Source organism: Sporomusaceae bacterium ACPt, from assembly GCA_041428575.1.
Classification (GTDB): Bacteria; Bacillota; Negativicutes; order Sporomusales; family Sporomusaceae; genus Sporomusa_D; species Sporomusa_D carbonis.
In genome coordinates this window covers 843,002-867,453 of sequence record CP155570.1, presented here as the reverse complement: position 1 = coordinate 867,453, position 24,452 = coordinate 843,002, and the positions used below count along the sequence as shown (strand labels likewise).

21 protein-coding genes, 2 pseudogenes and 2 riboswitches are annotated in these 24,452 nt (G+C 45.4%); of the genes and pseudogenes, 5 read left to right on the top strand and 18 right to left on the bottom strand.

From position 1 onward, the window contains the following. The first annotated feature begins 478 nt into the window (after positions 1-478). A complete protein-coding gene (locus SCACP_RS04245; RefSeq protein ID WP_425057924.1) occupies positions 479-1,711 on the top strand; it encodes an IS110 family transposase in 1,233 nt (410 codons plus the stop codon). 207 nt (positions 1,712-1,918) lie between these two features. Here SCACP_RS04245 and SCACP_RS04240 read toward each other — a convergent pair whose 3' ends face one another. The 12 genes and pseudogenes from SCACP_RS04240 to SCACP_RS04185 form a co-directional block, all read right to left on the bottom strand. Continuing rightward, complete coding sequence (locus SCACP_RS04240; RefSeq protein WP_425060163.1) at positions 1,919-3,298, bottom strand: methyltransferase MtaB domain-containing protein; 1,380 nt, start codon at positions 3,296-3,298, stop codon at positions 1,919-1,921. A gap of 23 nt (positions 3,299-3,321) precedes the next feature. Then, a complete protein-coding gene (locus SCACP_RS04235) occupies positions 3,322-3,960 on the bottom strand; it encodes a cobalamin B12-binding domain-containing protein (protein ID WP_425060162.1) in 639 nt (212 codons plus the stop codon). A 367-nt stretch (positions 3,961-4,327) separates the two neighbouring features. After that, entirely contained in the window at positions 4,328-4,987 is a 660-nt protein-coding gene (locus SCACP_RS04230; RefSeq protein ID WP_425060161.1) for a corrinoid protein, read from the bottom strand. 16 nt (positions 4,988-5,003) lie between these two features. Further along, positions 5,004-6,272 (bottom strand): PocR ligand-binding domain-containing protein, encoded by a 1,269-nt coding sequence (locus SCACP_RS04225; protein WP_425060160.1) that lies wholly within the window; start codon positions 6,270-6,272, stop codon positions 5,004-5,006. A gap of 64 nt (positions 6,273-6,336) precedes the next feature. Beyond that, positions 6,337-8,178, bottom strand: a complete 1,842-nt coding sequence (locus tag SCACP_RS04220; protein WP_425060159.1) for an ASKHA domain-containing protein — start codon at positions 8,176-8,178, stop codon at positions 6,337-6,339. Next, positions 8,156-8,833 carry a DUF1638 domain-containing protein gene (locus tag SCACP_RS04215; RefSeq protein ID WP_425060158.1) on the bottom strand — a complete coding sequence of 226 codons (678 nt, stop codon included), beginning with the start codon at positions 8,831-8,833 and terminating at the stop codon, positions 8,156-8,158. Before SCACP_RS04215 ends, SCACP_RS04220 begins: the two co-directional genes overlap by 23 nt. Before the next feature lie 229 nt (positions 8,834-9,062). Next, positions 9,063-9,263, bottom strand: a complete 201-nt coding sequence (locus SCACP_RS04210; protein ID WP_425060157.1) for a hypothetical protein — start codon at positions 9,261-9,263, stop codon at positions 9,063-9,065. 159 nt (positions 9,264-9,422) lie between these two features. Continuing rightward, positions 9,423-9,507, bottom strand: a riboswitch (cyclic di-GMP riboswitch). Positions 9,508-9,631: 124 nt separating this feature from the next. Further along, positions 9,632-10,258, bottom strand: coding sequence for a LysE family translocator (locus SCACP_RS04205; RefSeq protein ID WP_425060156.1), 627 nt, complete (start codon positions 10,256-10,258; stop codon positions 9,632-9,634). A gap of 225 nt (positions 10,259-10,483) precedes the next feature. Next, positions 10,484-10,649 (bottom strand): annotated as a pseudogene (locus SCACP_RS04200) (sigma 54-interacting transcriptional regulator); the annotation flags it as partial. A gap of 186 nt (positions 10,650-10,835) precedes the next feature. After that, entirely contained in the window at positions 10,836-12,137 is a 1,302-nt protein-coding gene (gene thiC, locus SCACP_RS04195) for a phosphomethylpyrimidine synthase ThiC (protein WP_425060155.1), read from the bottom strand. Between the two features lie 97 nt (positions 12,138-12,234). Further along, a riboswitch (TPP riboswitch) is annotated at positions 12,235-12,333 on the bottom strand. Positions 12,334-12,425: 92 nt separating this feature from the next. Next, on the bottom strand, positions 12,426-12,662 hold the full coding sequence (locus tag SCACP_RS04190; RefSeq protein WP_425060154.1) for a hypothetical protein: 237 nt from the start codon (positions 12,660-12,662) through the stop codon (positions 12,426-12,428). Positions 12,663-12,793: 131 nt separating this feature from the next. Then, complete coding sequence (locus SCACP_RS04185; RefSeq protein ID WP_425060153.1) at positions 12,794-13,699, bottom strand: helix-turn-helix domain-containing protein; 906 nt, start codon at positions 13,697-13,699, stop codon at positions 12,794-12,796. Positions 13,700-13,855: 156 nt separating this feature from the next. Here SCACP_RS04185 and SCACP_RS04180 point away from each other — a divergent pair, with 156 nt between their 5' ends. Continuing rightward, positions 13,856-15,070 carry an MFS transporter gene (locus SCACP_RS04180; RefSeq protein ID WP_425060152.1) on the top strand — a complete coding sequence of 405 codons (1,215 nt, stop codon included), beginning with the start codon at positions 13,856-13,858 and terminating at the stop codon, positions 15,068-15,070. Positions 15,071-15,203: 133 nt separating this feature from the next. On the opposite strand, the gene rarD is transcribed toward SCACP_RS04180, so the two are convergent. The 3 genes from rarD to SCACP_RS04165 form a co-directional block, all read right to left on the bottom strand. Beyond that, entirely contained in the window at positions 15,204-16,130 is a 927-nt protein-coding gene (gene rarD / locus SCACP_RS04175) for an EamA family transporter RarD (protein ID WP_425061319.1), read from the bottom strand. A gap of 89 nt (positions 16,131-16,219) precedes the next feature. Further along, positions 16,220-17,140, bottom strand: a complete 921-nt coding sequence (locus tag SCACP_RS04170; protein ID WP_425060151.1) for a Na/Pi cotransporter family protein — start codon at positions 17,138-17,140, stop codon at positions 16,220-16,222. A 1,807-nt stretch (positions 17,141-18,947) separates the two neighbouring features. After that, positions 18,948-20,180, bottom strand: coding sequence for an IS110 family transposase (locus tag SCACP_RS04165; RefSeq protein ID WP_425057924.1), 1,233 nt, complete (start codon positions 20,178-20,180; stop codon positions 18,948-18,950). A gap of 684 nt (positions 20,181-20,864) precedes the next feature. On the opposite strand from SCACP_RS04165, the gene SCACP_RS04160 reads away from it, so the two are divergent. Further along, positions 20,865-21,341, top strand: a complete 477-nt coding sequence (locus SCACP_RS04160; protein ID WP_425060150.1) for a hypothetical protein — start codon at positions 20,865-20,867, stop codon at positions 21,339-21,341. Between the two features lie 610 nt (positions 21,342-21,951). Here the strand turns inward: SCACP_RS04160 and SCACP_RS04155 are convergent. Further along, the gene (locus SCACP_RS04155; protein ID WP_425060149.1) at positions 21,952-22,698 is read right to left on the bottom strand and encodes a hypothetical protein; all 747 of its coding nucleotides are present in this window, start codon (positions 22,696-22,698) and stop codon (positions 21,952-21,954) included. Positions 22,699-22,895: 197 nt separating this feature from the next. Here SCACP_RS04155 and SCACP_RS04150 point away from each other — a divergent pair, with 197 nt between their 5' ends. Both SCACP_RS04150 and SCACP_RS04145 read left to right on the top strand, forming a co-directional pair. Next, a complete protein-coding gene (locus SCACP_RS04150; RefSeq protein WP_425060148.1) occupies positions 22,896-23,183 on the top strand; it encodes a hypothetical protein in 288 nt (95 codons plus the stop codon). 2 nt (positions 23,184-23,185) lie between these two features. Further along, entirely contained in the window at positions 23,186-23,455 is a 270-nt protein-coding gene (locus tag SCACP_RS04145; RefSeq protein ID WP_425060147.1) for a tyrosine-type recombinase/integrase, read from the top strand. Positions 23,456-23,805: 350 nt separating this feature from the next. Here the strand turns inward: SCACP_RS04145 and SCACP_RS04140 are convergent, their stop codons facing one another. After that, complete coding sequence (locus SCACP_RS04140; protein WP_425061318.1) at positions 23,806-24,240, bottom strand: Fic family protein; 435 nt, start codon at positions 24,238-24,240, stop codon at positions 23,806-23,808. A 27-nt stretch (positions 24,241-24,267) separates the two neighbouring features. Then, positions 24,268-24,435: pseudogene (locus SCACP_RS04135) on the bottom strand (Fic family protein); the annotation flags it as partial. Positions 24,436-24,452 lie beyond the last annotated feature (17 nt).

Here is a 24,452-nt window from a genome sequence, read left to right as displayed (position 1 = left end):
AAACTTCAACTGAATAAGAACACTGATTGAAGTCAGCAATTCTTACTTTGGCGTCAATTTGATACGCCCGGGGCACAGGCCCAATTCCAGAGTTGCTACAATTCAACAGTGATTGAAACCGGCCAGCCGGAGTATGTATATGCTCCCTGTCGCTGGCTGGTTTTTTACTGCCTTTTTTACTCATTACCTACCTTGAATCTTGGACTTGCTCATGGGACAATGGGATCGACAGGTACTTTTCGGGAGATTTCTTCTCCTCCTTGCGGATCCACACTGGATACTGCTGTAGAAAGCCGGCTACCCGTGGTCCATCATCGAGTATCTAACCGCTAGTTGCACCAGTCTGGAAACTGGGGGTAGCACCCACACTGTCTGTTTCCTGTACATGAGTTCTGATGACGAGGCTGCTTTAGATGGTTCCCATGGGCACCCAGGTCTGAGAAGTATTTGATTATTTATCCGAAGGGAGGTGTGGATTATGGCTAATCTTATGGTAGGCATTGACGTTAGCCTCCGCTCTCATTCTGTACAGTTCATGAATGATTGTGGGGATGCTTTAGAATCTTTTAGCATTCCTAATAACCTGATAGGCGCTCAAACTCTACTTGAACGTATTCTTCAATCGGCTCAAAAACTTCAATCTGAACTTATTCGTGTAGGCATGGAAGCCACTTCGAATCTTGGTTGGCATTTGGCTCATTTCCTTAAAGCTAACCTCCATCAAACCCAAGGTTCCAAAGCTCAGGTCTTTGTCCTTAATGCTAGAAAAGTGGCTCGTTTTAAGAAAGGCTATGATACTCTTCCTAAGAACGACCGCATTGATGCCTGGGTGATTGCAGATCAACTTCGGTTTGGCCGTCTTCCACATGAGTTGACTTCTACTATTCAATTTGAGGCTCTCCAGCGTTTGACCCGAACCCGCTTTCACCTTATGCAAAATATCGCCCGCGATAAAACCTACTTTCTCAATCAAGTCTTTTTGAAATTTAGTGGGCTTCGCCAAGATAATCCCTTTTCCAATATGTTTGGCTCTACTTGTTTAGCTGTTTTGCAAGAACTTGAACCTGAACAGATTGTCTCTATGTCCATTACAGAGTTAGTAGACTTTTTGAAGGAAAAAGGGAAGAATCGCTTTGACGATCCGGAGCAATTGGCTTCTTTCTTGCAAAAACTTGCCCGCTCGTCTTATCGTCTTGATAAAGCTATGGCTGATCCTGTTAATCTCTCATTATCCGTTATGCTCAGTGTTATTCAGACTATGGAAAAAGAAATTGCCAAACTGGATAAAGAGATTGAAAAAATCATGAAGTCCATTCCCGAAACCTTATCATCTGTGAAAGGGATTGGGCCGGTCTTTGCCGCCGGTATTATCGCCGAAATTAGCGATATCGCTCGCTTTTCTCACCACAATTCTCTTGCTAAGTATGCTGGACTTGTTTGGTCTCAGTACCAATCGGGAGAGTTTGAAAGTGAGGAAACCAAGCGAGTTCGTACAGGCAATAAATATCTGAGGTATTATCTAATACAGGCAGCTAACCTCGTTCGTCGATATGACAGTGAGTATGCTGCTTTTTACGCCGAAAAATATGCCCAAGCATTCAAGCATCATCACAAACGTGCTCTCGTCTTAACTGCCCGAAAACTGGTACGGTTGGTCTTTATGCTACTAAAGACCAAGCAACTGTACACACCGCCTGAGAGGAGAGGTTAGTTTTTTCTTCTAATTGGCAGCCTTTAAAATACCTCATCTTTCTTACATAATTTGGTAGTTAAGGTGAGGTTTATTTGGTATACCCTTTTTTAGGCTAACTTCTAATTTCTCGTTATCTTTTTTCCAATTTTTCAGTTTTTCCATATTGACATTTTACCGCTAGGCTTCTCCATACGCTTTCCACTAACTCCCGGCTAGATCCCGGTATTAGTCAAGACCGTACTCGGAAGGGATGAACTTATCCAGATCCAATTCGCCTTTTATTTCATGCCAGAATTTTTCTTCATCATCAGGAATAGCTTCCACCTGATTATCCATGTAATCCAACCAGGATTTTTCCCGTTCTGCAATGAGAACTTCGTTATTGTCCACCGCTTTCCTGATGGCATCAATGGCCAATTTAGCGCCAACTTTAGTCCTCAGGAACGGAGTCTTGGCTTTGATCAGTTCTTTACTGATGTCAAAGACTACATCAGGACGAAGTACATAGGCCTGGGGATCCCATTTTGAGTCGGATTCGGCCAGTAGATCCCGGAAGGTAATGCCATAACCTCTCTGTTTGGCCACATTCATCAACCGGCAGTCATAAATTAACTGCTCGACCAAAACGATGGGCGCTATATCTGATAAGAGGCGAACATTGGTCACCGATTCGTTGCTCCACAGGTCGGCAACACAGGCGGCTATATTACCGACAGCGCTTAAATGGGCACACGCCGCCGACTTTCCTTCCATCGCAATAGGCACACCGGCGATAGCTTTCGAATAAACACCTTCGTAACCACAATCCTTGTTCGGACCGACTGCGCCTGCTTCATAGGCCGCAAGAGTCCTGGCTACAGACGCCACCCGTACCACTGCCGCAAATACATTGGGAATAAAACCTTTGTGCGCCAGAACCATGGCGGTATTAGCAAAGCCGCAAGCGGTATCGCCGGACGCCTGGGATCCGTTTTCATTAGCAATTCGTACGATGTGCTCCCAGAGGAATTTCATATCCCGGGTACCCATTATCCCCAATGCAAAAATAACCTTGGTCAGATCGGCATTAACAAGCGCCTCGTCATGTATTTCTTTGCCACCGGTGGATTCAATGGCAATAAAATCAGCCCCGCCTTTAGCAGATCCTTCGATTGTCTTGAGGAGATTGTCAAAAATTTCACCGCTGCGCATAAGCGGCGGCCGTTTAAATTCCCGCACATCACCGGGCGTACTGCGCAAAGCGCTTTTCAGCCCATATTTTGCTTCAAATTCAAACATGGCATTGCGCAGAAGGTTGTTGACTTCAATTCCCCATTCGGGTACAAGAGTCATCTCCGGCAACATTTCGAATTCCACAACAAGTCCCGGTACATACAACTCTTTAGCCCGTTTTAACACTCCGTTGATCATTTCGCTATAGATTTCTTTAATTTCCGGCATGTTACTTGCGTTAACTTCCATGGGCGGCAAAGTAAAATTAAGTTCCGGGTAGATTTCACCGCCACCGATAACCAGCCCGTTTTTGCATTTGACAGGATTGGGCGCGCTGCCATATACAAAATCGTTTAACGAATTATAAGCTAATTTATCAAACGTTTTAGCCATTTATATATACCTCCTAAAAACATTTATTGTTTTTTCGCCAGTATTTTTTTGGCAATATCGACCGCCACAACAGCATCGTCGGCATAATAATCAGCTTTAATGCTCTTGGCGTAGGATTCGCTAACAGGAGCTCCGCCGATCATAAAGACAAATTGGCTCCGTACACCGGCTTTTTCGAATTCTTTGATAACACTCTCCATATAAGGCATTGTCGTGGTCAGCAAGGCGGAAAGACAAACTATATCGGCCCCAACCTCTTGGGCTTTATTTAGAAAAGCTTGAGCAGGTACGTCAATACCTAAGTCAAACATTTCAATACCTGCGCCTTTCAACATCATGCGCACCAGATTTTTCCCAATATCATGCAAATCCCCTTTAACAGTGCCAATAACCGCTTTGCCGATAGGTTTTACCCCTGTGGCCGTTAAAACAGGTTCCAGTACTTGCATCCCTGCATTCATTGCTTTGGCCGCCATTAACATTTCCGGTACATACATTTCGTTATTTTTGAACTTTTCCCCTACTACGCTCATGGCAGCAATCAACCCGGTATTTAATATTTCTGTTGGAGAAATATTTTGCGCCAGGGCCTCAGCTACCATTTCTTTTGCCTTTGCAGCATTCCCCTTCTGTACATAAAGCGAAAGTTGACCTAAATCCATTTTTTCTTCCTCCTTTTGCTTTTTCTGGGATCATCCAGCTTGTTTTTTGTTAATACTTGGGAATCAACATTTAGAATTAACACATCGTTATCTTCCCAAATATTACCTTTGATTGGTTTCATTATATCATTACTGCTATTTTGAAAATTCGCTACAGTTCTGCTCTTTTGAATTCAATTCTTGCATAGTTTACATTGTGAAGCAAAAAACAAGCTAAATTCTCTAAATCACGGACTATTCCTAGTAAAAAGTCCACTCTTTAAAGACAGAGCAGCTCATACCTCCTAAAAGTGAAACAGCCGGCCCTTACATTAAAGGGTCGGCTGTTTATATTGGTGAGATGTAACACAAGATTTGCGTCAAATTCCTATGTAGCCAATTTCCGCCGCAGTACAATTTTATTTAAATTGTTTTCCAAAAAACGTTTAGCGTCATTAGCGCATTTGAAATAACAATCAGCGCCAATTGCCCGGGCGAAAGTTTCATCTACCGGCGCCCCGCCTACGGCAACAATCATTCTTTTGCGCATACCTGCATCCTCTAAAGCGTCAATAACTTTCTTCATCACCGGCATAGTAGTAGTCAACAACGCGGCCATCATCAATATCTCGGCCTTTGTTTTATCCACAGCCTGCAGGAATTTTTGCGGCGTAACATCAATCCCCAAATCGACAATGTGGGCCCCAGTGCTCATCACCGTTAGCTTCACCAGATTTTTGCCAATATCATGCAAATCTCCCGCTACAGTACCGATCACAATGGTGCCTGTCTGCCGTTTTGTTTTGTATTTTAAATGCGGCTCCAAGACCGACAGACCGGCATGCATAGCCCGGGAGGACATTAACACTTCCGGTACGATGACCCGCCGGTGACTATATTTGTCCGCAACCTTGTCTATACCGACAATCAGCCCTTTTTCTAAAATAGAAAGAGCCGGATACCCCTGGGATAAAGCTTTGGAGCAAAGTTCCATAACGGCTTCCGCCTCACCGGTCTTGACTTTTTCAATAATTTCAGCATAAATCAAGGCCATCCCCCTCCTATCAAAACAAACTGTTACGATATACCAGCGGCGCAACACCGATGTATTTGCTGAAAACTTTGGCAAAATAACTTTGGCTCTGAAAGCCGACTGCTTGAGAAACCTGGGCAACACTCAGCTCAGGTTTTTTCATCAGTTCTACAGCCTGTTCTACTCGCACCCTGGTAATATAGTCATTGACAGTACAGTTGAGTTCTTGCCGAAACAAGCGCGACAGGTGAGAAGGGCTGATAAATAGCTGGGCCGCCACATCATCAACTTTAATACTCCTTGAATAATTTTCCAGGATAAAACTCTTGGCCTCATTAACCAAACCAGAGTGTCTCTTATCCCCCAATGACACGCTTTGGTTCAAAAACACTGTAACCAGCTTTTGCATGTGGGAAAAATATTCTTCCATCCGGCGGCAATCATTAATCTTCTCATTGAATTGATGCAGCATTACCATCACGGCTTCCGCTTCGGCGCCACCTTCCACAGCGGCACGCGAAACCAAAGTGGCCAGTTCGCTAATGCGCATTTTGATGGTCGCCTGATCACCGGCCGTCTTGATAAACAGATGCGTCAGCAGCGTTTGCAGGTTCTTTTCAGCCCGGGGCTTGTCACCAAGCCGGATGTAACGCAGAAAGCTTCGCTCCCGCTGGAGATATGCGCCATAGTCATTGCTTCCCTTTGCTGCTGTCTGCTGTCTTTTACGGTCTTCCAGCTCTTTCCGGATCCGCTGTTGCATCTTGTATGTTTCAACTTTTTCCAAAATAAGCAAGTCCCGTTTCATCAGTTGATTGACCGTAACATACAAAACATCGGCCGCAGCCTGAAACCGGTCAGGAGCAATAATATCCAGCTGACCCACTTTTCTCTCCAATTCGGCGAAATCGTCGACTTCCGGATTCAATTCACGCAGTTCTTGATAAAAAAAACGGTCCGGTTTCCACAGCAGCACCTGACTGCAGATAATACTCCCCAGTGAAATGCCACGCAAACTAATAGGTACAACCCAGATGACCAGCCCGGCACGGCAACGAAAAAAATAGGGTTCTTCCCATTTGGAAGCTTCTTGGGTAGCCTGTTTATAGGAAGCCCGGCATTTTGCCACCCCTTTGGGCTTACTGCGGATATACTTGCAGAACTCACAGCGTTCAGCCGTATCAAAAAGACCAAAGGATTCCCCGTTTTTATTTACTAATGCCACATGCAAACCGGTTGCTTTAGAAAAATTCTCCATTATTTCTTGGAGATATTGTAGATCAACCAAGTTTCTGTCAATCATCGGGCCCACCCCAATCTGTTGATCTCTTCAATGCCTCTAGGCAATGCACCAAGGATATAACAGACTAGATATGACATGGATCAATGTACATACTCTCCATAAAATACATGCTAAAGGTACTGCTTCCGCCCAATTCCACATGAGTAATGTTTTCTGCCCGCTGTCGCAAACTTGCAAAAGCTCTTTGGTCCAACAGCGCTTTAACTGCTCCGGCATGAGCCGCATTGCCTGCAGTTTTCAATTTATGCATACTCATATAAGGAATCAAACCGATATCTACCGTACTGGCCAAATTGAGATGAGCAGCAAAAGTTCCGGCCAGCACCACACTATCCAGATCGTCCAACTTCAGTCCGGAAATGTCCAGCAACGTCCGGATACCGGCACAAACCGCCCCTTTGGCCAGTTGCAACTGGCTAATGTCGCGCTGGGTTAAGACGACATCATCACCGTTGGAACTATAGGACAAAACAAACTCCCGGCCATGCCGCCCATTACGAATACGGTCTTTAAGTCCGTAAACCAGACCGGCTCGTGCCTCGGAGTCCTCCGGATCAACGATGGCTCCCTGTTGATTGATGATGCCGGCCCGGCGCATTTGCTGCACGGCCTCAATAAGTCCGGATCCACAGATGCCTGTAGCCGCTCCGCCACCGATGACCGCGATCGTCACTCCCTGTTCGTCGATCAGCACACGTTCGATAGCGCCCGGCTGAGCCCGCATGCCATAAGTAATTCCGGCTCCTTCAAAGGCAGGACCGGCAGCAGTAGAACAAGCCCACATCCGGGAACCGTCTTGCAAATACAATTCGCAGTTGGTGCCAATATCGATCAACAGGTGGCGTCCTGTCGCCAGTAGTTCCTCAGCTCCAAAAACGGCCCCCACAGTATCACCGCCGACAAAACCACCTACATTGGGAAACATGAGTACCCTGGCCTGAGGGTGCAAATCAAGTCCCACTTCGGCGGCACCCAATTCCATTGAAGCATTACACACTGACACAAAAGGTGAAAGAGCCAAATAGGAAACATCGAGGCCGAGAAACAGATGGTGCATCGTTGTATTGCCGACCAGAACCGCCTTAAAAATAGCACGGTTGTCAATGCCTGCTGCGGTACATAGTTTAGTTAACAATCCATTAATGGTCTCGGTTACCGCTTTACGCAGCAAATCCCGGTTGTTCTGGCTGCGGTTGGCAAATTCAATGCGGGAAATGACATCAGCCCCAAAACGGGTCTGGCCATTTTCTGCCGCCGCCAGTCGCACCATGCGACCGGTTTCCAGCTCGTATAGTGCGACAGCAATATTGGTTGTGCCAATATCAATGGCCACGCCATAAACAGGTACCGTTCCATGTCCCGGCTGAACAGCCAAAACCTGGTGCTCCCACAATATAACCGTAGCTGAAAAATTTTCCTGTCTTAGCAATGAAGCCAATGTCTGCAATTGCGGCAGTCCTATCGTCAGTTGGGGAAGCGAACAGGTCGCCTGCAATTTCTGCAGCAGCCGGTCCCAATCGCCCCGCTCATCTTCAAGGGACGGCCGGTCCAGTTCAACCTGGATCCGGTGTAGACCGGAATGCTGGCCGCTTACTTGCTCCGGGATAAACAAAAGCCCCTCTTTCCTGTCCACGCTGCCGTGCCCTCCGCACACAAGCTCCATACCTGCATAGGGCTGAATCTGACAAGCCAACCGAATTCCGTCGGCAATCTCCCCGGCACTTAACTTCTGGTATTCCAGTTCCGACGGCTCCGGCGGCGTACTCAGAATTCTCACCTTGCATTTGCCGCACGTTCCCCGCCCGTTACAAATGTTGGTCACAAACTGGTTATGGCGTAGTAGGGTCGCCATCAGGCTTTCTCCCTCCATTACTGCCAACGGTTTAGAATTGACTTTGATGTACAAAGTTTTCCCCTCCCTCTACACAAATGGGGTTGCCAGGGGCAACCCAAATTACATCCGGGTGTTGCCTCGCATTAACGACTGCAGCTAATAATCCAGGATCTCCCGCTACCTCGCTGACCTTCCAGCCAAAAAATCCGGCAATCGCCCTTACCTTCTGCCTACATTGTTCCAGTTTTTCCCCTTCGCAGGTCCGGATCAATACCGCTTCCCGATATGTTCCATAAAGGGTCTGGATCAAATATGCCGCATCATCCTCTCCGTATTTATCCACATATTCCCGGTATTCGGCATAAGGGTCCCGCCCATATTCCAGCCAGCCCTGACTAAAATAATACACCGCCGGATTGAGGACAGACATTTGCTGCCGCCGCAGGTCCGAACCCAACAACAGACTAATGCAATCATGGGCCCTGGGCAGAACTATCGGCACTCTAGCGGACACTAACCCCTCCACGGCATGGGAACACCGTCCGTAAGCCAGGATAATCAGGTCATAGTTCTGACTGGCATCAATTCTCCGCTGTAGCTCGACGTGCAAATCTTCCGGAAAAGCATGTAAAGAAAATTCCAAAAATTCATAGTCTATAGTGGAGGAAAGCCCCATCCCTTCTATTTCATTTTTGGTGGAAAAACAGCCAATCAACTTAATCCGCACTTTCGTCCCCCAATTCCATCCAGGTAAAATTATTTAATAAACATAAAGAATCATTCTGATTATATCTTTATGATATACAATGTAAGATCTATAATCAATATTTTAATGGTATTTTTCCCCTGGAAGGGTGGGATTAAAAAACAAGTATCTCCTCCAAGCCCCCCTTGACACACATAAAATACAGCTCAGCTTACAATGATAAGCTGAGCTGCATTTTATGTAATTCAGATTAAACAAGGGTTTCCTTAGTGATAGGCAAATATGATTCCTGTCGCGTTACCTTGCTGGGTTCTGTCCCGATAACAATCGCTTGAATAAAATGGGCCAATTCTTCTTTTTGTTTGCAGTCGAGCTCAACCAGCCTCTTTTGAAAATCAGAAAATAACTTACTGACCGTATCTTTTGTCACTATATCTTCTCTACTCATCATCCATACCTCCAAACTGGTAATTTCTTGAATGCCCGGTTAACCAGTTTTGCTTCTTGGCAGGACAGTTTGTCCGTATTTCTTTAAAACAAATCCTGTCATAAAAAAGACAAAAGCGCACTTGGGCATGAGAATGCCAGTGCACTAATTACGCTTACTTGAAGCGGCAACCTGGCAATCATAAACAAACGTCCTTAGACCCATGGCTTTGCGCCCTTACCTTTCGATAAGTTTGCCACAATTTTAAATTCTGCTTCAAGTATAGATTAATTTATAGCTACCGTCAAGTCTTTGGTCCTATTCCATAGGACTAAAGTACCAAAAATCAATTGTTCCGATTTCCTGCATCTTCAAAAAGCTTGCCAGTAATATCACCGTTCAACAGAAAGAAGCTTTATTCCCAGAAACAAATAAATGGCGCCACAGGTTTTATTCATCATATAAGCCGCTTTGCGGTTTTGCCGGAGAAACTCTGTTACGCCGGCAGAGAAAAAAACGAGCAATAAGCACCAGAGAGTGCCGGTGGTCAAGAAAGTTACTCCTAAAAATATAAAGGGCACAATTCCGTAGCTGTTTTGCGAGTCGATAAACTGAGGCAGGAAGGAAAGAAAAAAGAGAGCAACCTTGGGATTAAGTACATTGGTGAGCAGCCCCTGCAGATAAATGTCGCGATGGGACATGACGCTTCCGGTCAGTGAAACCAGCGTGTTATTCTTGGCAAGCAGGTTGGTCATACCTAAGTAGCCCAGGTACAGGGCGCCAGCTATCTTGACAACGCTAAATGCCAGGGCAGATTGGGCCAGGATGACCGATAGTCCTAATGCCGCCAGCAAGGTATGGACAGCGATGCCGGAGCTAATGCCAAAGACAGAGTAAATACCCGCCCCACGGCCCTGGGAAATGCTACGGCTTAAAATGTATATGGTATCTGAGCCAGGAGTAAGATTGAGGATAATACCGGCAATCAAAAACACTTCGTAGTGAACAATGCCAAACATAGCTACTGCTCCCTTACTATTACTTTATTATAATTCTATACCAGAGAGCTTCTATACGCAATAATCAGTCACATTCCAACTGTCGTCTAAACCCGGCTTTTCATTTTCTACATCCCAACGTTCTTCCACTACATTTTGCCCCCATATACAGTGTTCAATTGTTTCGGTCAATTTGAACCCATAACTCCGGTAAAAGCGCTCTGACGGTTTCCAGGCGTTGAACCGTCCCGACAACTCACTCTCCAGTAAGTTTTCCGGCAATGCGGCACAGTTAACAGCAACAAACGGGTTCGCCGGCGCGAGGGCTTAAATTATGAATACTCTGAGCGAACATTTCTTTGCCTGTACCTGATTCACCAGTAATCAGAACTGTAGAACTAGCCATAGCATAGCGACAGGCTTGTTGTTTGACCGCTTCCAACACCGGTGAAGCACCGATAATCTGGTTAAGGTCCATTTTGGACTTTACGCCTGCTCGCTTATGCTTTATCCAATTGGCTTGCCAAACGTTGGTTTGGCCCAGAATGCTGGCAATTTCTAAGCTTATCTCAGTGTTTCACCAATGGGTACTCCCCGCTTATATGATGCTTAAATCTTCGCCGTTCAAGATTTTCTTCATATTTTTCATGGGACACATTTTGCCGCACATCGTACACGTATCTTCACATTCCGGGGCTGATTCCGCCCGGTACATACGTGCTTTTTCAGGATCAATGGCCAATTCAATCATTCGTGGGAAGTCAACGTCAGCACGGGCAGCACTCATCTGGTTATCCCACTCGCGTGCGCCTGCGATTCCTTTAGCTATATCGGCGGCATGGGCGGCAATCCGTGCAGCGATAATTCCTTCCTTCATATCATCCAGATTGGGTAAACGAAGATGCTCAGCAGGCGTTACATAACATAGAAAATCAGCCCCGTTGGCAGCAGCGATCGCTCCGCCGATCGCACTGGTGATATGATCGTAACCTGGCGCAATATCGGTTACAATCGGTCCCAGCACGTAAAATGGCGCACCATGACATAATTTTTTTTCTAGCAGCATATTGGCCGCAATCTCATTAAGCGCCATATGCCCCGGCCCTTCGATCATGACTTGTACATTCCTGGCCCAGGCCCGTTTGGTTAACTCGCCAAGTGTAATTAGCTCTTCAATTTGGGCAGGGTCGGTTGAGTCGTTGATCGATCCCGGACGGCAAGCATCCCCTAAACTCAGGGTTACATCATACTTTTCGCAAATATCAAGGAGTCGGTCATAATACTCATAAAATGGATTTTCCTGATTGTTAAGCTCCATCCAGGCAAACAGCAGCGAACCACCCCGCGAAACAATGTTAGTTAACCGCTTATTCCGCTTTACCCGTTCGGCAGTAGCCCGGTTCATCCCGCAATGAATGGTCATAAAATCAACACCGTCTTCGGCATGTCTTTCCACCACAGCAAAAAATTCATCAACTGTAATGTCCTTCAAATCTTTATCCAACATGCCAACCGCATCATACATAGGTACTGTGCCAATCATTGCCGATGACATTTCGACCAAATTACGGCGAAACTCCTGGGTCTTGCCATAACAGCTTAAATCCATAATGGCTTCGGCTTTTAACTCAATAGCCTTTTTGGCTTTCGCCAGTTCCAAATTAATATCATAACAATCTTTGGAAACACCGAGATTAACATTGATCTTAGTACGAAGTCCCTGCCCGATCCCTTCCGGGTTGAGGCTGCTGTGGTTCTTATTAGCGGGAATCGCAACCTTGCCTTCGGCCACTAAGCCGCGTAAAACCTCGGCATCCATCTTCTCCTTTTCAGCCACGATACGCATTTGATCGGTAATTATGCCTTTTTTGGCGGCATCCATCTGAGTAGTATACATCAATATCTTCCCCTTCTTCCCATTTTTATTGGATTACCCAGCTAGCAGTATAAGAAGCTACGATTCCACCAAAAAAAGCTTACCCGAAGGTAAGCTTTCACTCAGAATCTCCACGCTTCCCTACGGTGGTACTAGCCACATCAGGTTCAAGGGTTGGAGTTATTCTCCTCTCAGCCGTAAGGCACCCCTAGCCATTAAATTGGTTTAACTACATTGTAATTCATTTTTTTCTGCCTGTACAGCAAAACTTTACCAGCCACCGGCGATTTCCTCAGCAGTAACCCTTAAGCATCAGCTAAAGTCCAAAATATCAATATGGTATTCAGAAATGACTTGTTTTAAATATTCGATACGGGTCATATCAGGAAAGGTATATGGCGGATTTACCTCATACCCCAGGGCCCGGTATTTTGCCTTGCCAAGATCATGATAATGCAAAAGTTCAATTCCGGCAATTTGCGTATGCTGCTTGAGAAACCTGCACATTGACCGGATATTTTCTTCGTCCGTATTTATACCGTTGATCAAGGGACACGTATTACGGTATACGGGTGGATTTGGCCAATCGACTTAATGTTTTCCAAAATCATCTGATTGCTAATCCCGGTCAGGGCCTGGTGTGTTTGCGCATCCATATGCTTTATATCAGGCAAAAGGCATTACTGCAATCCAGAATGCCCTGCAGTATATTTCCGGCTGGCAGACCCTTTCTGCATTTCAGAAGGGGACACGTGTTTGTACTTTTTAAACAGACGGCTGAAATAATTGCTGTCATTAAATCCAACAGCCCCGGCAATCTCACTGATATTGAGATCACTCTCCTGCAATAACGTTACCGCCTGGTTGATACGCAAGCAGTTCATGTACTCTACCGGCGGCTTTCCTGTAATTTTTCTGAACAGCCGGCAAAAATAATGCCGGCTCATGTTGGCCATCGCCGCTAGCTGTCCCAGGCTGACTTTTTCGTGGTAATGCCGGTCCATATACTCTAACACCGGCCGCAAAAGATGCAAGGTTTTGCGCTGGCAGCCCAGCTCTGTCTCATCAATTGCTTGTTCACCATAATGCCGCATCAACAAAACCAGGATGCGATAAATATACGACTTGACTGCCAATTCGTACCCTATCTCTTTTCGGTAATACTCGCCGATAAGTTGACGCACTTGTTCTAACAATTCATCGTCCTGACCAATATAATTACGAAAAAGAATCTGGCTTTGCACTAATGGCGCCATGTACTTGGTTTGACACAGATCTGCCTGATTACTGAGAAGAAAAGAAAGATCAACTTTTATTAAGTAGTAGACCAGTTGCCGGCATAGGTTTTCACCATAATGCAAGTCGCTGCCGTTAATAACCACGAGTTCACCTGCCCTCACTTGAATAGGCTTGGAGTTACAATAAATCAGGGCCTCGCCTTGATCAAAATATAGCATTTGAAATTGCTCGTGCCAATGACTCGCGAACATAGGCCCCAGTTCCTTATACTCATTCCGAATAACTTCCACCGGAAATTCCCAGTCCATATCATAATCCCGCCGCCGGCCGTTCGCATCAATATCCATTCCAATCACCACCAATCAAAATTATGCTATTATTCAGCAACATTATTAATGAATTTCCAGCAGTTTATCGTTATAATATTACCATGCCGGGCAGTTAAGCATCAACATTATGCTAACCTTAGACACAATGTATTCATTTGAAAAGAGGTATCTACCATGACAACAGGCATCTTCCGCAGCATAGACCGTAACTACTTTTTCTTTCTCTTGTCCACTGCTTTTATCGGTATCGGTCAGAGTGTGGACGGCGCAACGCTAAACAACTATCTAAAAGAAAATCTGGGCATGATGATTCTCCAACGGTCCGCGCTGGAGTTCCCACGGGAGCTGCCAGGTCTGCTGGTAGTCATCGTCATTGGCCTTTTAGCCTCACTGGGAGATATACGAACCACGGTTGTAGCCAACATTCTGTCTGCTGTGGGAATGTTTTCCCTGGGCATCATCCCGTCCGAATATAGCTTAGTGGTACTGACTATCTTCATCTACAACATGGGAACTCATATTTACCTCCCCATGTCTAACAGTATTGGCATGAGCTTTGCTACTTCCGGGGAACTCGGCCAGAAGCTGGGGCAAATGAATGCTGTCAATACCGTTGCCTTAGTCCTCAGCAGTGCTGTACTATGGGCACTTTTCCGGTTTGTGCATATCAGCTATACAACTTCTTTTACTATCGGTGCCTTGGCTTTCCTGTTGGCGGCCGTATGCCTCTTTTTCATCAAACAAACCCGGCAGATTAAAGAACCTAGCCGCTTTATCTTCAGGAAAGAATATGGACTTTACTACTGGCTGTGCGTGTTATACGGGGCCCGCAAGCAGATTTTCATCACCTTCGGGCCGTGGGTATTGGTCGATGTCTTCCACCAAGAAGTAACCACCATGACGGTGCTGTTCTTCATCATCTCAGTAACCGGCATTGTCGTGAAACCTTGGATTGGACATATGATCGACAAACTTGGAGAAAAGGTTATTCTTGCCGGCGAGGCAGTGGCCTTCTTCTTTGTCTGCCTGGGATATGCCTTTGCCGCCGACCTGTTTAACCCATCACTGGCTTTGCTCGTTATCTGCACCTGCTACGTCCTGGACCAGAGCATGAGTTCAGTTAGCATGGCCAGGGCTACCTATATGAAAAAGCTGGCCTTGGTACCTGAAGATGTTTCTCCCAGTCTTTCTCTCGGTATCAGCATTGACCACATCGTCACCATGTTCTTGCCCATCGTGGGCGGTCTGGTGTGGTATAACGGCGGGCCTAACGGCTATAAGTACGTATTCATCGGCGGCGCGGTCATTGCTCTTCTTAATTTTGTATCAGCCCAATTTATCCGGCTTGAACAACAAGAAAGCAGCCCGACTATTTGTTCCGGTAAGTAATAAAGCGATTTTAGATTTAGCAGCAACAGAAGCTACAACCGGCCTAGTGGTTGTAGCTTCTGTTACTATGGATAAAATTCTCGTATGCAGATTATAGCAAGCAGTTTCGGCGGAAATTTTAAAGTACAGGAGATTATCGGCTGGGAGCCGCCAGCTTTCTTAGCACCAGTGACTCGATTTGCATAAATAACTCTGTCTTCGAGAGCGAAAATAACCCTAACGCTACCCAAATAAAACCAAAAGACACGAGATGAATTTTGGTAAAGGGCTCATGGTATAAAAATATTCCCAACATCAGCGCAATCGTAGGAGATAAGTATTGAATAAACCCAAGCACTGTCAATGATAATTTGTTAGCACCATGCGCAAACAGCAATAAAGGTACGGCTGTCACAATTCCCGTCCCGATTAAAAATCCGGAAGTTCCGGAAAAGTCCAGCAAATATCCCGCCCCCTGAACATTGACATATACCAAATAGAGAAAGGCAAAAGGTGTCATGACAAGTGTCTCCAGTGTAATGCTCGTAATGGCCGTAATGTTTGCCATCTTCTTGCATAACCCGTACAAACCAAAGGTAACAGCCAGTAGCAAAGCAACCCAGGGAATAGCCCCGAAATGCACCGTCATGTTGAGCACACCAATCATTGCCAGAAAAACAGCAATAATCTGCCAGTAAGACAACCGTTCTTTCAGAACGATTACAGCCAGTAGAACGCTGAAAAGCGGATTGATATAATAACCCAGACTCGTCTCAATCACCCGGTCGCTATTAACCGCCCAAATATAAAGAAACCAATTTAAACTAATAAGCATGGATCCCATCGTCACAGCCAGCAGTTTTTTTGGTTCTGCGATCACTTGTCTCATTTCAGTCAAAATCGGCTTCTTCCGATTAACGAATATTACTACACATAGCATAAAAATAAAGGACCAAAAGATACGATGAGCCAGAATTTCATGAGCGGGCACCTCGGAAACAAGCTTCCAATATATCGGCAAGATGCCCCAAAGCATATAAGCTCCAGCAGCAGAAACAATCCCATATGGTATTTTTTTCATCTGTTCCATGTAAACTATACCTCAGCACCAGTTAATATATGTAATTTTAGTTGATTTCCCCGGAAGATGCAAGTGCCCTCGCCAATCGTTTAGTATTTGGTTTTGTTCGGCATAAGAAAAAATATTAAGTTGGTAAATTGCCTGGATAACGGAAGTACTAACAGGGATGACAGGAGGTTAAACAGAGTATGAATAGTTGCCACTTGACCGCTGAAATCGCCGGTAAAAAACCTGGCGGCAATTACTAACAATGGAGTCATAGGGAAAAAGACGAGAACTCCCACTACATTTAGTACAATGTGGGACAACGCAACCTGCCTGGCAGCGATAGGAGCTGCTGCGCTGAAAACAACTGAGGATGCGCATGACCCTATGTTGTTGCCATAAATCACATACGCAGCGGTCGTTATATCGACAAGTCCCATATCTGCCAGCAGCATAAGTAATGCGGTAGCGGCACTGCTTGATTGAAAAATCATTGTCACAAAGATACCCCCCCATATACCGTAAAGAGGCTGAGATTTTGCCATTATTAAATATCCGGCAATCTCGTTGAGATTAGACAAACCGGAAATGCCCTTAACTAATAAATCCAGACCGGCAAACATGCTAAACAATCCGGTAAGGGCCAGCCCTACATACCGAAACTTTCTGAAAATACTCAGCAGCATGGCAATCAATATCAGGGGCAGGATGTAGTCGGCAGGCAACGAGAAGTTGATCAACTGAACAGTAGAGCATGTGCCAATATTTGCCCCTAAGATGACGCCTAAAGCCTGGCGGAAGGACATATAGTCGGCCCCTACCAAGCCGATTGTAATCAGGCACACTGTTGTGCTGCTCTGAAATAAGGCAGCGGCTATCGTCCCTAAAATCAGGCCACGTAAGGGAGTTTTGGTCATTTTCTCCAAAGCTCTGTGCAATTGATGCCATAATGCTTTCCGAAGACCATAACGCATAACAAAGATACCCAGCAACAGCATACAAAGACCCAATAACATTTTAAACATAGTGCTCCCTGTCCTCCATCACCTGGTATTTCCTTTTTTACTACCATATGCTGGAGGCTTGAGCCTTATGTTTTACCAAACCGAAGTCGTTGCTCGACACAAACAGTACTTGGATTAATACATGAATGTAATCTCTCATTTCGGTAAAAAATAACAGGGGGAAGGTTCCCCTTCCCCCTACTTAAAGCACCCATCCCTATAGCATTCATTGTACACCGGTAATCTCAGACCACTTACTTTCGAACAAGACATATTGATTTTTACAACAGATGGGAACATGCTTCAATCGGTCATTCCTAACGACAACAAAAAACACTATCCTGCCATACCAATTAACCTATTTGCAACAAACGAAAAACTAAGGTTTTCTACCTACTGCATATGGGTTGAATCTCCGGCGCTATAAGGATGGTGCTTACCTAAATAATAACATAAGTATAGTATTTTTACAAGTGGTATTTTCAGAAAATTTAATTCTCATCAGGATAGGGAACCGGTTCAGCTATATGAAATCCAATAAAGATTTTTTCTAGGCGTGTTGTTAGTAACGCTCCACCGCTGGCGCTTGACTTACGCTTATACTAACAACACGCCTGTAAATCTTTATTGGATACTATATAGAATCAATACAGCATACTATAAAATAAAAGAAAATAAATACCCCGCTACAGTATCCATTCCGTGGATACAAAGACAAGAAACAATAAGCAGGCTAACACGCCTGCTTATTGTTTCTTGTCAGCAACCATGTTTGTATATTGCGGACAATTAATCGCATGGTGAACAGCAGTCATCCTCGAAACAACAAAACAGTAAAATAATTATAATGATAATTATGACCCAACTGTTACTACGACCACCACAGCCACCAAAACCAAAACCCATAAATATTCCTCCTTTACTATGTAGTACGTTAAGATATTATATAGTATGAGATATGCAGCAGCTTTGCTACAGCCGCCCTAGTCCTTTAGCTAGCACTATAATTAAGAACCGTCATAAGATTATTGTTACCAGAAGTAATTCTACGCTGAAGCATAATAATCTTAGTAAACTATCCCCTGCGGGTATCCTTCGAAAATGGACGCAAAAAAAAAAACCAGTAACATATTGCCACTGGGTACAAAAAGTGTTTATAATAGGGGAAAATCTATTTTAAATAGAGAAGCACCTGCCTCACTATGAATTGTTCAAAGCTGATAAATATTTAAATCTTACCAAAACAACACTTATTAATTGTTACAAATTAGTTACAAATTCAGGAAAGTTTTATTACAATTCCTGCATGGTATCCTCCTTTATTTTCCTGTTTGGATTATAATTCGAAAATGTGACAAAATTATGACTGAGTAGTCATTTTTACAAACAAAAATGCCCCCGGTGTTCCTGAGGGCTACTCAATAGGCAACTGCATTTTTATCTACCACCAATTCCTTTATTTCAAAATTACAGAAACTACAGAAATGCCATCAGACTCAAAAATATCAATTGCAGTTGACTATAATCTGCCTTGCAAGATCAAAGTCAATATCTATTGTTGAAACTTTCTGTTTTCAATGAAAAAGAGATTGTTTTGCTAAATCGTCCCTTTGTCATACATTTGTCATATATTTGCCTTACTATGGTTTTAAATCCATATAAAGCCTAGCGGTAAAATGTCAATATGGAAAAACTGAAAAATTGGAAAAAAGATAACGAGAAATTAGAAGTTAGCCTAAAAAAGGGTATACCAAATAAACCTCACCTTAACTACCAAATTATGTAAGAAAGATGAGGTATTTTAAAGGCTGCCAATTAGAAGAAAAAACTAACCTCTCCTCTCAGGCGGTGTGTACAGTTGCTTGGTCTTTAGTAGCATAAAGACCAACCGTACCAGTTTTCGGGCAGTTAAGACGAGAGCACGTTTGTGATGATGCTTGAATGCTTGGGCATATTTTTCGGCGTAAAAAGCAGCATACTCACTGTCATATCGACGAACGAGGTTAGCTGCCTGTATTAGATAATACCTCAGATATTTATTGCCTGTACGAACTCGCTTGGTTTCCTCACTTTCAAACTCTCCCGATTGGTACTGAGACCAAACAAGTCCAGCATACTTAGCAAGAGAATTGTGGTGAGAAAAGCGAGCGATATCGCTAATTTCGGCGATAATACCGGCGGCAAAGACCGGCCCAATCCCTTTCACAGATGATAAGGTTTCGGGAATGGACTTCATGATTTTTTCAATCTCTTTATCCAGTTTGGCAATTTCTTTTTCCATAGTCTGAATAACACTGAGCATAACGGATAATGAGAGATTAACAGGATCAGCCATAGCTTTATCAAGACGATAAGACGAGCGGGCAAGTTTTTGCAAGAAAGAAGCCAATTGCTCCGGATCGTCAAAGCGATTCTTCCCTTTTTCCTTCAAAAAGTCTACTAACTCTGTAATGGACATAGAGACAATCTGTTCAGGTTCAAGTTCTTGCAAAACAGCTAAACAAGTAGAGCCAAACATATTGGAAAAGGGATTATCTTGGCGAAGCCCACTAAATTTCAAAAAGACTTGATTGAGAAAGTAGGTTTTATCGCGGGCGATATTTTGCATAAGGTGAAAGCGGGTTCGGGTCAAACGCTGGAGAGCCTCAAATTGAATAGTAGAAGTCAACTCATGTGGAAGACGGCCAAACCGAAGTTGATCTGCAATCACCCAGGCATCAATGCGGTCGTTCTTAGGAAGAGTATCATAGCCTTTCTTAAAACGAGCCACTTTTCTAGCATTAAGGACAAAGACCTGAGCTTTGGAACCTTGGGTTTGATGGAGGTTAGCTTTAAGGAAATGAGCCAAATGCCAACCAAGATTCGAAGTGGCTTCCATGCCTACACGAATAAGTTCAGATTGAAGTTTTTGAGCCGATTGAAGAATACGTTCAAGTAGAGTTTGAGCGCCTATCAGGTTATTAGGAATGCTAAAAGATTCTAAAGCATCCCCACAATCATTCATGAACTGTACAGAATGAGAGCGGAGGCTAACGTCAATGCCTACCATAAGATTAGCCATAATCCACACCTCCCTTCGGATAAATAATCAAATACTTCTCAGACCTGGGTGCCCATGGGAACCATCTAAAGCAGCCTCGTCATCAGAACTCATGTACAGGAAACAGACAGTGTGGGTGCTACCCCCAGTTTCCAGACTGGTGCAACTAGCGGTTAGATACTCGATGATGGACCACGGGTAGCCGGCTTTCTACAGCAGTATCCAGTGTGGATCCGCAAGGAGGAGAAGAAATCTCCCGAAAAGTACCTGTCGATCCCATTGTCCCATGAGCAAGTCCAAGATTCAAGGTAGGTAATGAGTAAAAAAGGCAGTAAAAAACCAGCCAGCGACAGGGAGCATATACATACTCCGGCTGGCCGGTTTCAATCACTGTTGAATTGTAGCAACTCTGGAATTGGGCCTGTGCCCCGGGCGTATCAAATTGACGCCAAAGTAAGAATTGCTGACTTCAATCAGTGTTCTTATTCAGTTGAAGTTTATTAATCCATTCTGAAAAAGCGTCTTTAACCATAGAAGGAATTAACCACAACCTATAACCGCGCGCATTACAGGCTGAATGTGGATAATATTTCGGGGTAAAAAGAGCTTCTTCAGAATTGGGAACCGGTTCCCCGGAATATGTGTTTCCTTACTGGAAATTACGCTATCCGGTGGATCTAATTCTATTATACGAGGAGATGTTGTATGAAAAAGCTATCGTTTTTAATGGTTACCACATTTGTTTTAGTTATGTTATCCGGAAATGCGCTGGCGTGGAGTGATCGTTCCGAAGGCCAACCGTACCAAACCCCCTTAGGGGTAATGATGAGAGCGCCCGGTTTATTTATCTGGCATGATCACAATGATGAACTCCACATAAGATCAACTAACTTGGGCCACCAACATGTTTTCTCCGGTATTATCCAAACTGATGGACGTTTCTACAACATTGAGCAAAAACAACTGGAAAATGGTGATTACGTTAAAGTAGACCGTGACCATAAAACAATCCGCTTTCGTTTTACTGGCCGCGGACTTGACGGCATTGACTTCAAGGTTAGAGGTGGAGAAACCGTCGACTTTGATCTTTATAAAGACGGCAAGGAAATGCCTAGGAATGAAATATTCATAGGTAAAAAAGGCTGGCATCCTTGGCACAATAATTTTTATTTAGAAAGATAGTTGAACACCATCCTACTGTGAATGCAGTAGGATGGTGTTTTTCAGTCAATGATTACCACCGGAACTTTCTACCAAACCGCTAGAACAACGTACTGCATCTTCCGGCGGCTATGTTCATTATACGAGCAACCTGACACTTTTCCGGCAGTATTGCAGCCCCAGTAGCACCGATCAGCTGTGCGCGACACGCTTCAGGTAGCAATTTTCAATGCGAGTCACGAACACTTATTACGCTAGTAACAGCCCCTATAAGGGCGTGTTACTAGCGGCACCTTAAGTGCTTTGTGTTCCGCCAGCCGCAGTTGTCACTCTAGCTCCCCCTTAAAGGGGTCTTGATGTTAAAACATAATATAAAAAATCAAGGCGCATCAAAATGCCGAAAAGCCTTGATACCCCTTGATTTTACTGGTGACCCACGTAGGAATCGAACCTATAACCTACTGATTAAGAATCAATTTTCCAGCCTATCCCAGCCTAGTAATAATAGCCTCCAACCCGCAAAAATACTGGATTTACTTTTCATAAGTTCATGTAACTTTTTTCACCGGTTGCTGTACAGCAACCACGCCACCCATCCCCTAAGAAAACAGCCGGCTGCAGCCGGCTGTTTTTACGCTGAAATCAATTCATCCAGCTGGCGGTCAAACTCTTCCAGACTGGCTGCCTTTATACTCAGTTTGTGAAGTGCTTTCAGCACACCCACATCCTCCACCGCAAGAACTTTAGCCCGCAACGGCTGCCTGACCACGGTAAAGCGCTCCGCCAGTACGTCCAGGATATTCTCCCGCAGTACTTCCACAGTAGCCTGGGCTTTCGCCTCGCGGATATCCTCGGCAATCCATTCCCTGTACACCTGAGACTGCATCAGCATTTCCCTCCTGACATAGCGCCGGATAACATCCGGCCCGTATTTCTCCCCGCCGATAATCCCCAGCACTGCAATCAAATCCTGCTCGAGCGCCGTATCCTCCACCGCCGCGGCCGTGATCCGTTCCAGCGCCTGCTGCATCACCGTGTCCGGCGTATCGCCGACGGCATCCTGCATCAGTGGCAACAGCGGGTACAGCCCGACCAGCCCCCGGCTGAGCACGGCATCCCGTGTCACTTCCCACAGGCGCACCACCTGGTACACATAGTGTATCCCGTCATCGTCCAAACCGTGCGCCTTATTTTCATGCTCCGGGAAAAAGAACACCGCCGCCTGGTGAATATGAGGCGTACCCTGACCGGCAGTCAGGGTATTCTCCCAAATATCGGCGCGGTACCGGAGCATACGCGCCGGAAAGGCCGGATCCAGATACCCCTGGGCTTCCAAGTGGACAATGGCCTGGCCGGCCGGCGTTACTACCGAGAACACCTCATCCAGGCGGGACTGTGCTTTCGGCGTCAGCTCCCTGCCGAGCGGCCGGATACTGCCCGGCCTGGCCTCCGGGCAGACAAAGCGCACCCAGTCTGCCGCCCGCCGCTCCACCAGCCGCTTAATCGGAATATCAAACTTGGGCAACCGCTCACCCCCGTTTACCGTTCGTTTTACTACTTCCCATTATACCACAAATGTACCACAAAACTTCATGGAACATCACAACACTATTTTCCTGGCCGTCCCCCCTGCCGTTTTTTTGCCGCCCGGCGCATCCCCTGCCGCCTACGGCGTCAAGGCTGGGCGGCGCGCCTTTGGCCGCCCACCCGCCATGGCCTGGCCTTGACGCCGTAGGCTACGCTGGCCTATCCTGGCGGCAAAAACCATTGCCGCGCCGTCCGCGGCCACCTTGCGCCTGCGGCCGGGCTCTTAGCACGCTGGCCGGCGGTGCGGGTTTTACCGCCGGCCATGGTGGCGGCTGAGCATGTGCCTCCCGGCTTCGGCGCAACGAAACCAACGCTTGTTACCGGCACTGGCGAAAGCCGCAGGCGTCAAAACAACCTTTCACGACCTAAGACACGACCACGCCACCCGCCTGTTCGCCGCCGGCTGGCACGCCAAAGATGTGCAGGACAGGCTAGGACATAGCACGATAACTGTGACCATAGACACGTATACCCACCAAGTTCCCGCCCGCAAAAACGCCATTGCCAACTGGCTGCAAAGCACGCTGCCGGCAACGGCAAAGTTATAAATCGCCCCATATCGCAACAGAGCGGTTGCTGTACGGTTGCTGTACAAACACAAAAAAGGCCTCCGGGTAAAAACCCTGGAAGCCTTGATTTTACTGGTGACCCACGTAGGAATCGAACCTACAACCTACTGATTAAGAGTCAAAAATAAGCTCAATTTTTCATTTTCAAAACACCACGGATGCTTGATATTGCTGCATTTTCATCACAAGCCGTCACAGACTTTTTTCGCCGCATTGTTGTACGGTTGTTGTAGTACAACAACCGCCGGGTGAATAAAATGAGCCACAGCCCTTCATTTGATCATGTCTTTATTAATATATAACCGCTTTCCAACTTTGCATATTTCGTTTCAATTTCCTGCTTCCTGTACAACCTCAAACAAGCGTTTATTAAGATAAATACGCTCTTTGCCGATTTTTTGCGATGTAAGAAAGCCCGCATCTTCAAGGGATGCCAAATAGCTGGCTGCCGTTTTCCGGGAAACGCTGAGACCGGTTTCAATATAAGTTGTTTTGGTATAAAACTCATAAAACAGCAATTCCACCAGCTCTTTGGAATATACTCGTGGCAAAGCTTCCTTCATGTCTTCCGCAGTCTTGTCCACAACTGCATTAATTCTTTTGACCAGCAACAGCGTTTCTTCAGCCGTCTGTTCAATGCCGTCCAGTATAAAGAGAACCCAAGCCTCCCAACCGTCCTTGGTTCTAACTTCTTGCAGCAGCCGATAATATGCGGTTTTGTTTCGTATGATATATTTACTAAGATACAAAATGGGGCTATCCAGCAGTTCCTTGAGAACCAGATATAAGACATTAATGATTCTCCCAGTTCGCCCATTACCGTCGTAAAAAGGATGTATAGACTCAGACTGATAATGAATTACGGCCAGTTTCACCAGTGGATCAACCGCATCATAGTCGTCATTCAGGTACTTTTCCAGATTGGACATCAGCTCAAGTATCTCCCGCTCACCATTTGGCGGCGTATATACAACTT

What these genes read in the sequence shown, in the direction of transcription:
- SCACP_RS04245 (WP_425057924.1), top strand. Translation starts at nt 479, where the DNA reads ATGGCTAATCTTATGGTAGGCATTGACGTTAGCCTCCGCTCTCATTCT.
- SCACP_RS04240 (WP_425060163.1), bottom strand. Translation starts at nt 3,298, where the DNA reads ATGGCTAAAACGTTTGATAAATTAGCTTATAATTCGTTAAACGATTTT.
- SCACP_RS04235 (WP_425060162.1), bottom strand. Translation starts at nt 3,960, where the DNA reads ATGGATTTAGGTCAACTTTCGCTTTATGTACAGAAGGGGAATGCTGCA.
- SCACP_RS04225 (WP_425060160.1), bottom strand. Translation starts at nt 6,272, where the DNA reads ATGATTGACAGAAACTTGGTTGATCTACAATATCTCCAAGAAATAATG.
- SCACP_RS04210 (WP_425060157.1), bottom strand. Translation starts at nt 9,263, where the DNA reads ATGATGAGTAGAGAAGATATAGTGACAAAAGATACGGTCAGTAAGTTA.
- SCACP_RS04205 (WP_425060156.1), bottom strand. Translation starts at nt 10,258, where the DNA reads ATGTTTGGCATTGTTCACTACGAAGTGTTTTTGATTGCCGGTATTATC.
- SCACP_RS04185 (WP_425060153.1), bottom strand. Translation starts at nt 13,699, where the DNA reads ATGGATATTGATGCGAACGGCCGGCGGCGGGATTATGATATGGACTGG.
- SCACP_RS04180 (WP_425060152.1), top strand. Translation starts at nt 13,856, where the DNA reads ATGACAACAGGCATCTTCCGCAGCATAGACCGTAACTACTTTTTCTTT.
- rarD (WP_425061319.1), bottom strand. Translation starts at nt 16,130, where the DNA reads ATGAAAAAAATACCATATGGGATTGTTTCTGCTGCTGGAGCTTATATG.
- SCACP_RS04170 (WP_425060151.1), bottom strand. Translation starts at nt 17,140, where the DNA reads ATGTTTAAAATGTTATTGGGTCTTTGTATGCTGTTGCTGGGTATCTTT.
- SCACP_RS04165 (WP_425057924.1), bottom strand. Translation starts at nt 20,180, where the DNA reads ATGGCTAATCTTATGGTAGGCATTGACGTTAGCCTCCGCTCTCATTCT.
- SCACP_RS04160 (WP_425060150.1), top strand. Translation starts at nt 20,865, where the DNA reads ATGAAAAAGCTATCGTTTTTAATGGTTACCACATTTGTTTTAGTTATG.
- SCACP_RS04150 (WP_425060148.1), top strand. Translation starts at nt 22,896, where the DNA reads ATGTACCACAAAACTTCATGGAACATCACAACACTATTTTCCTGGCCG.
- SCACP_RS04145 (WP_425060147.1), top strand. Translation starts at nt 23,186, where the DNA reads ATGTGCCTCCCGGCTTCGGCGCAACGAAACCAACGCTTGTTACCGGCA.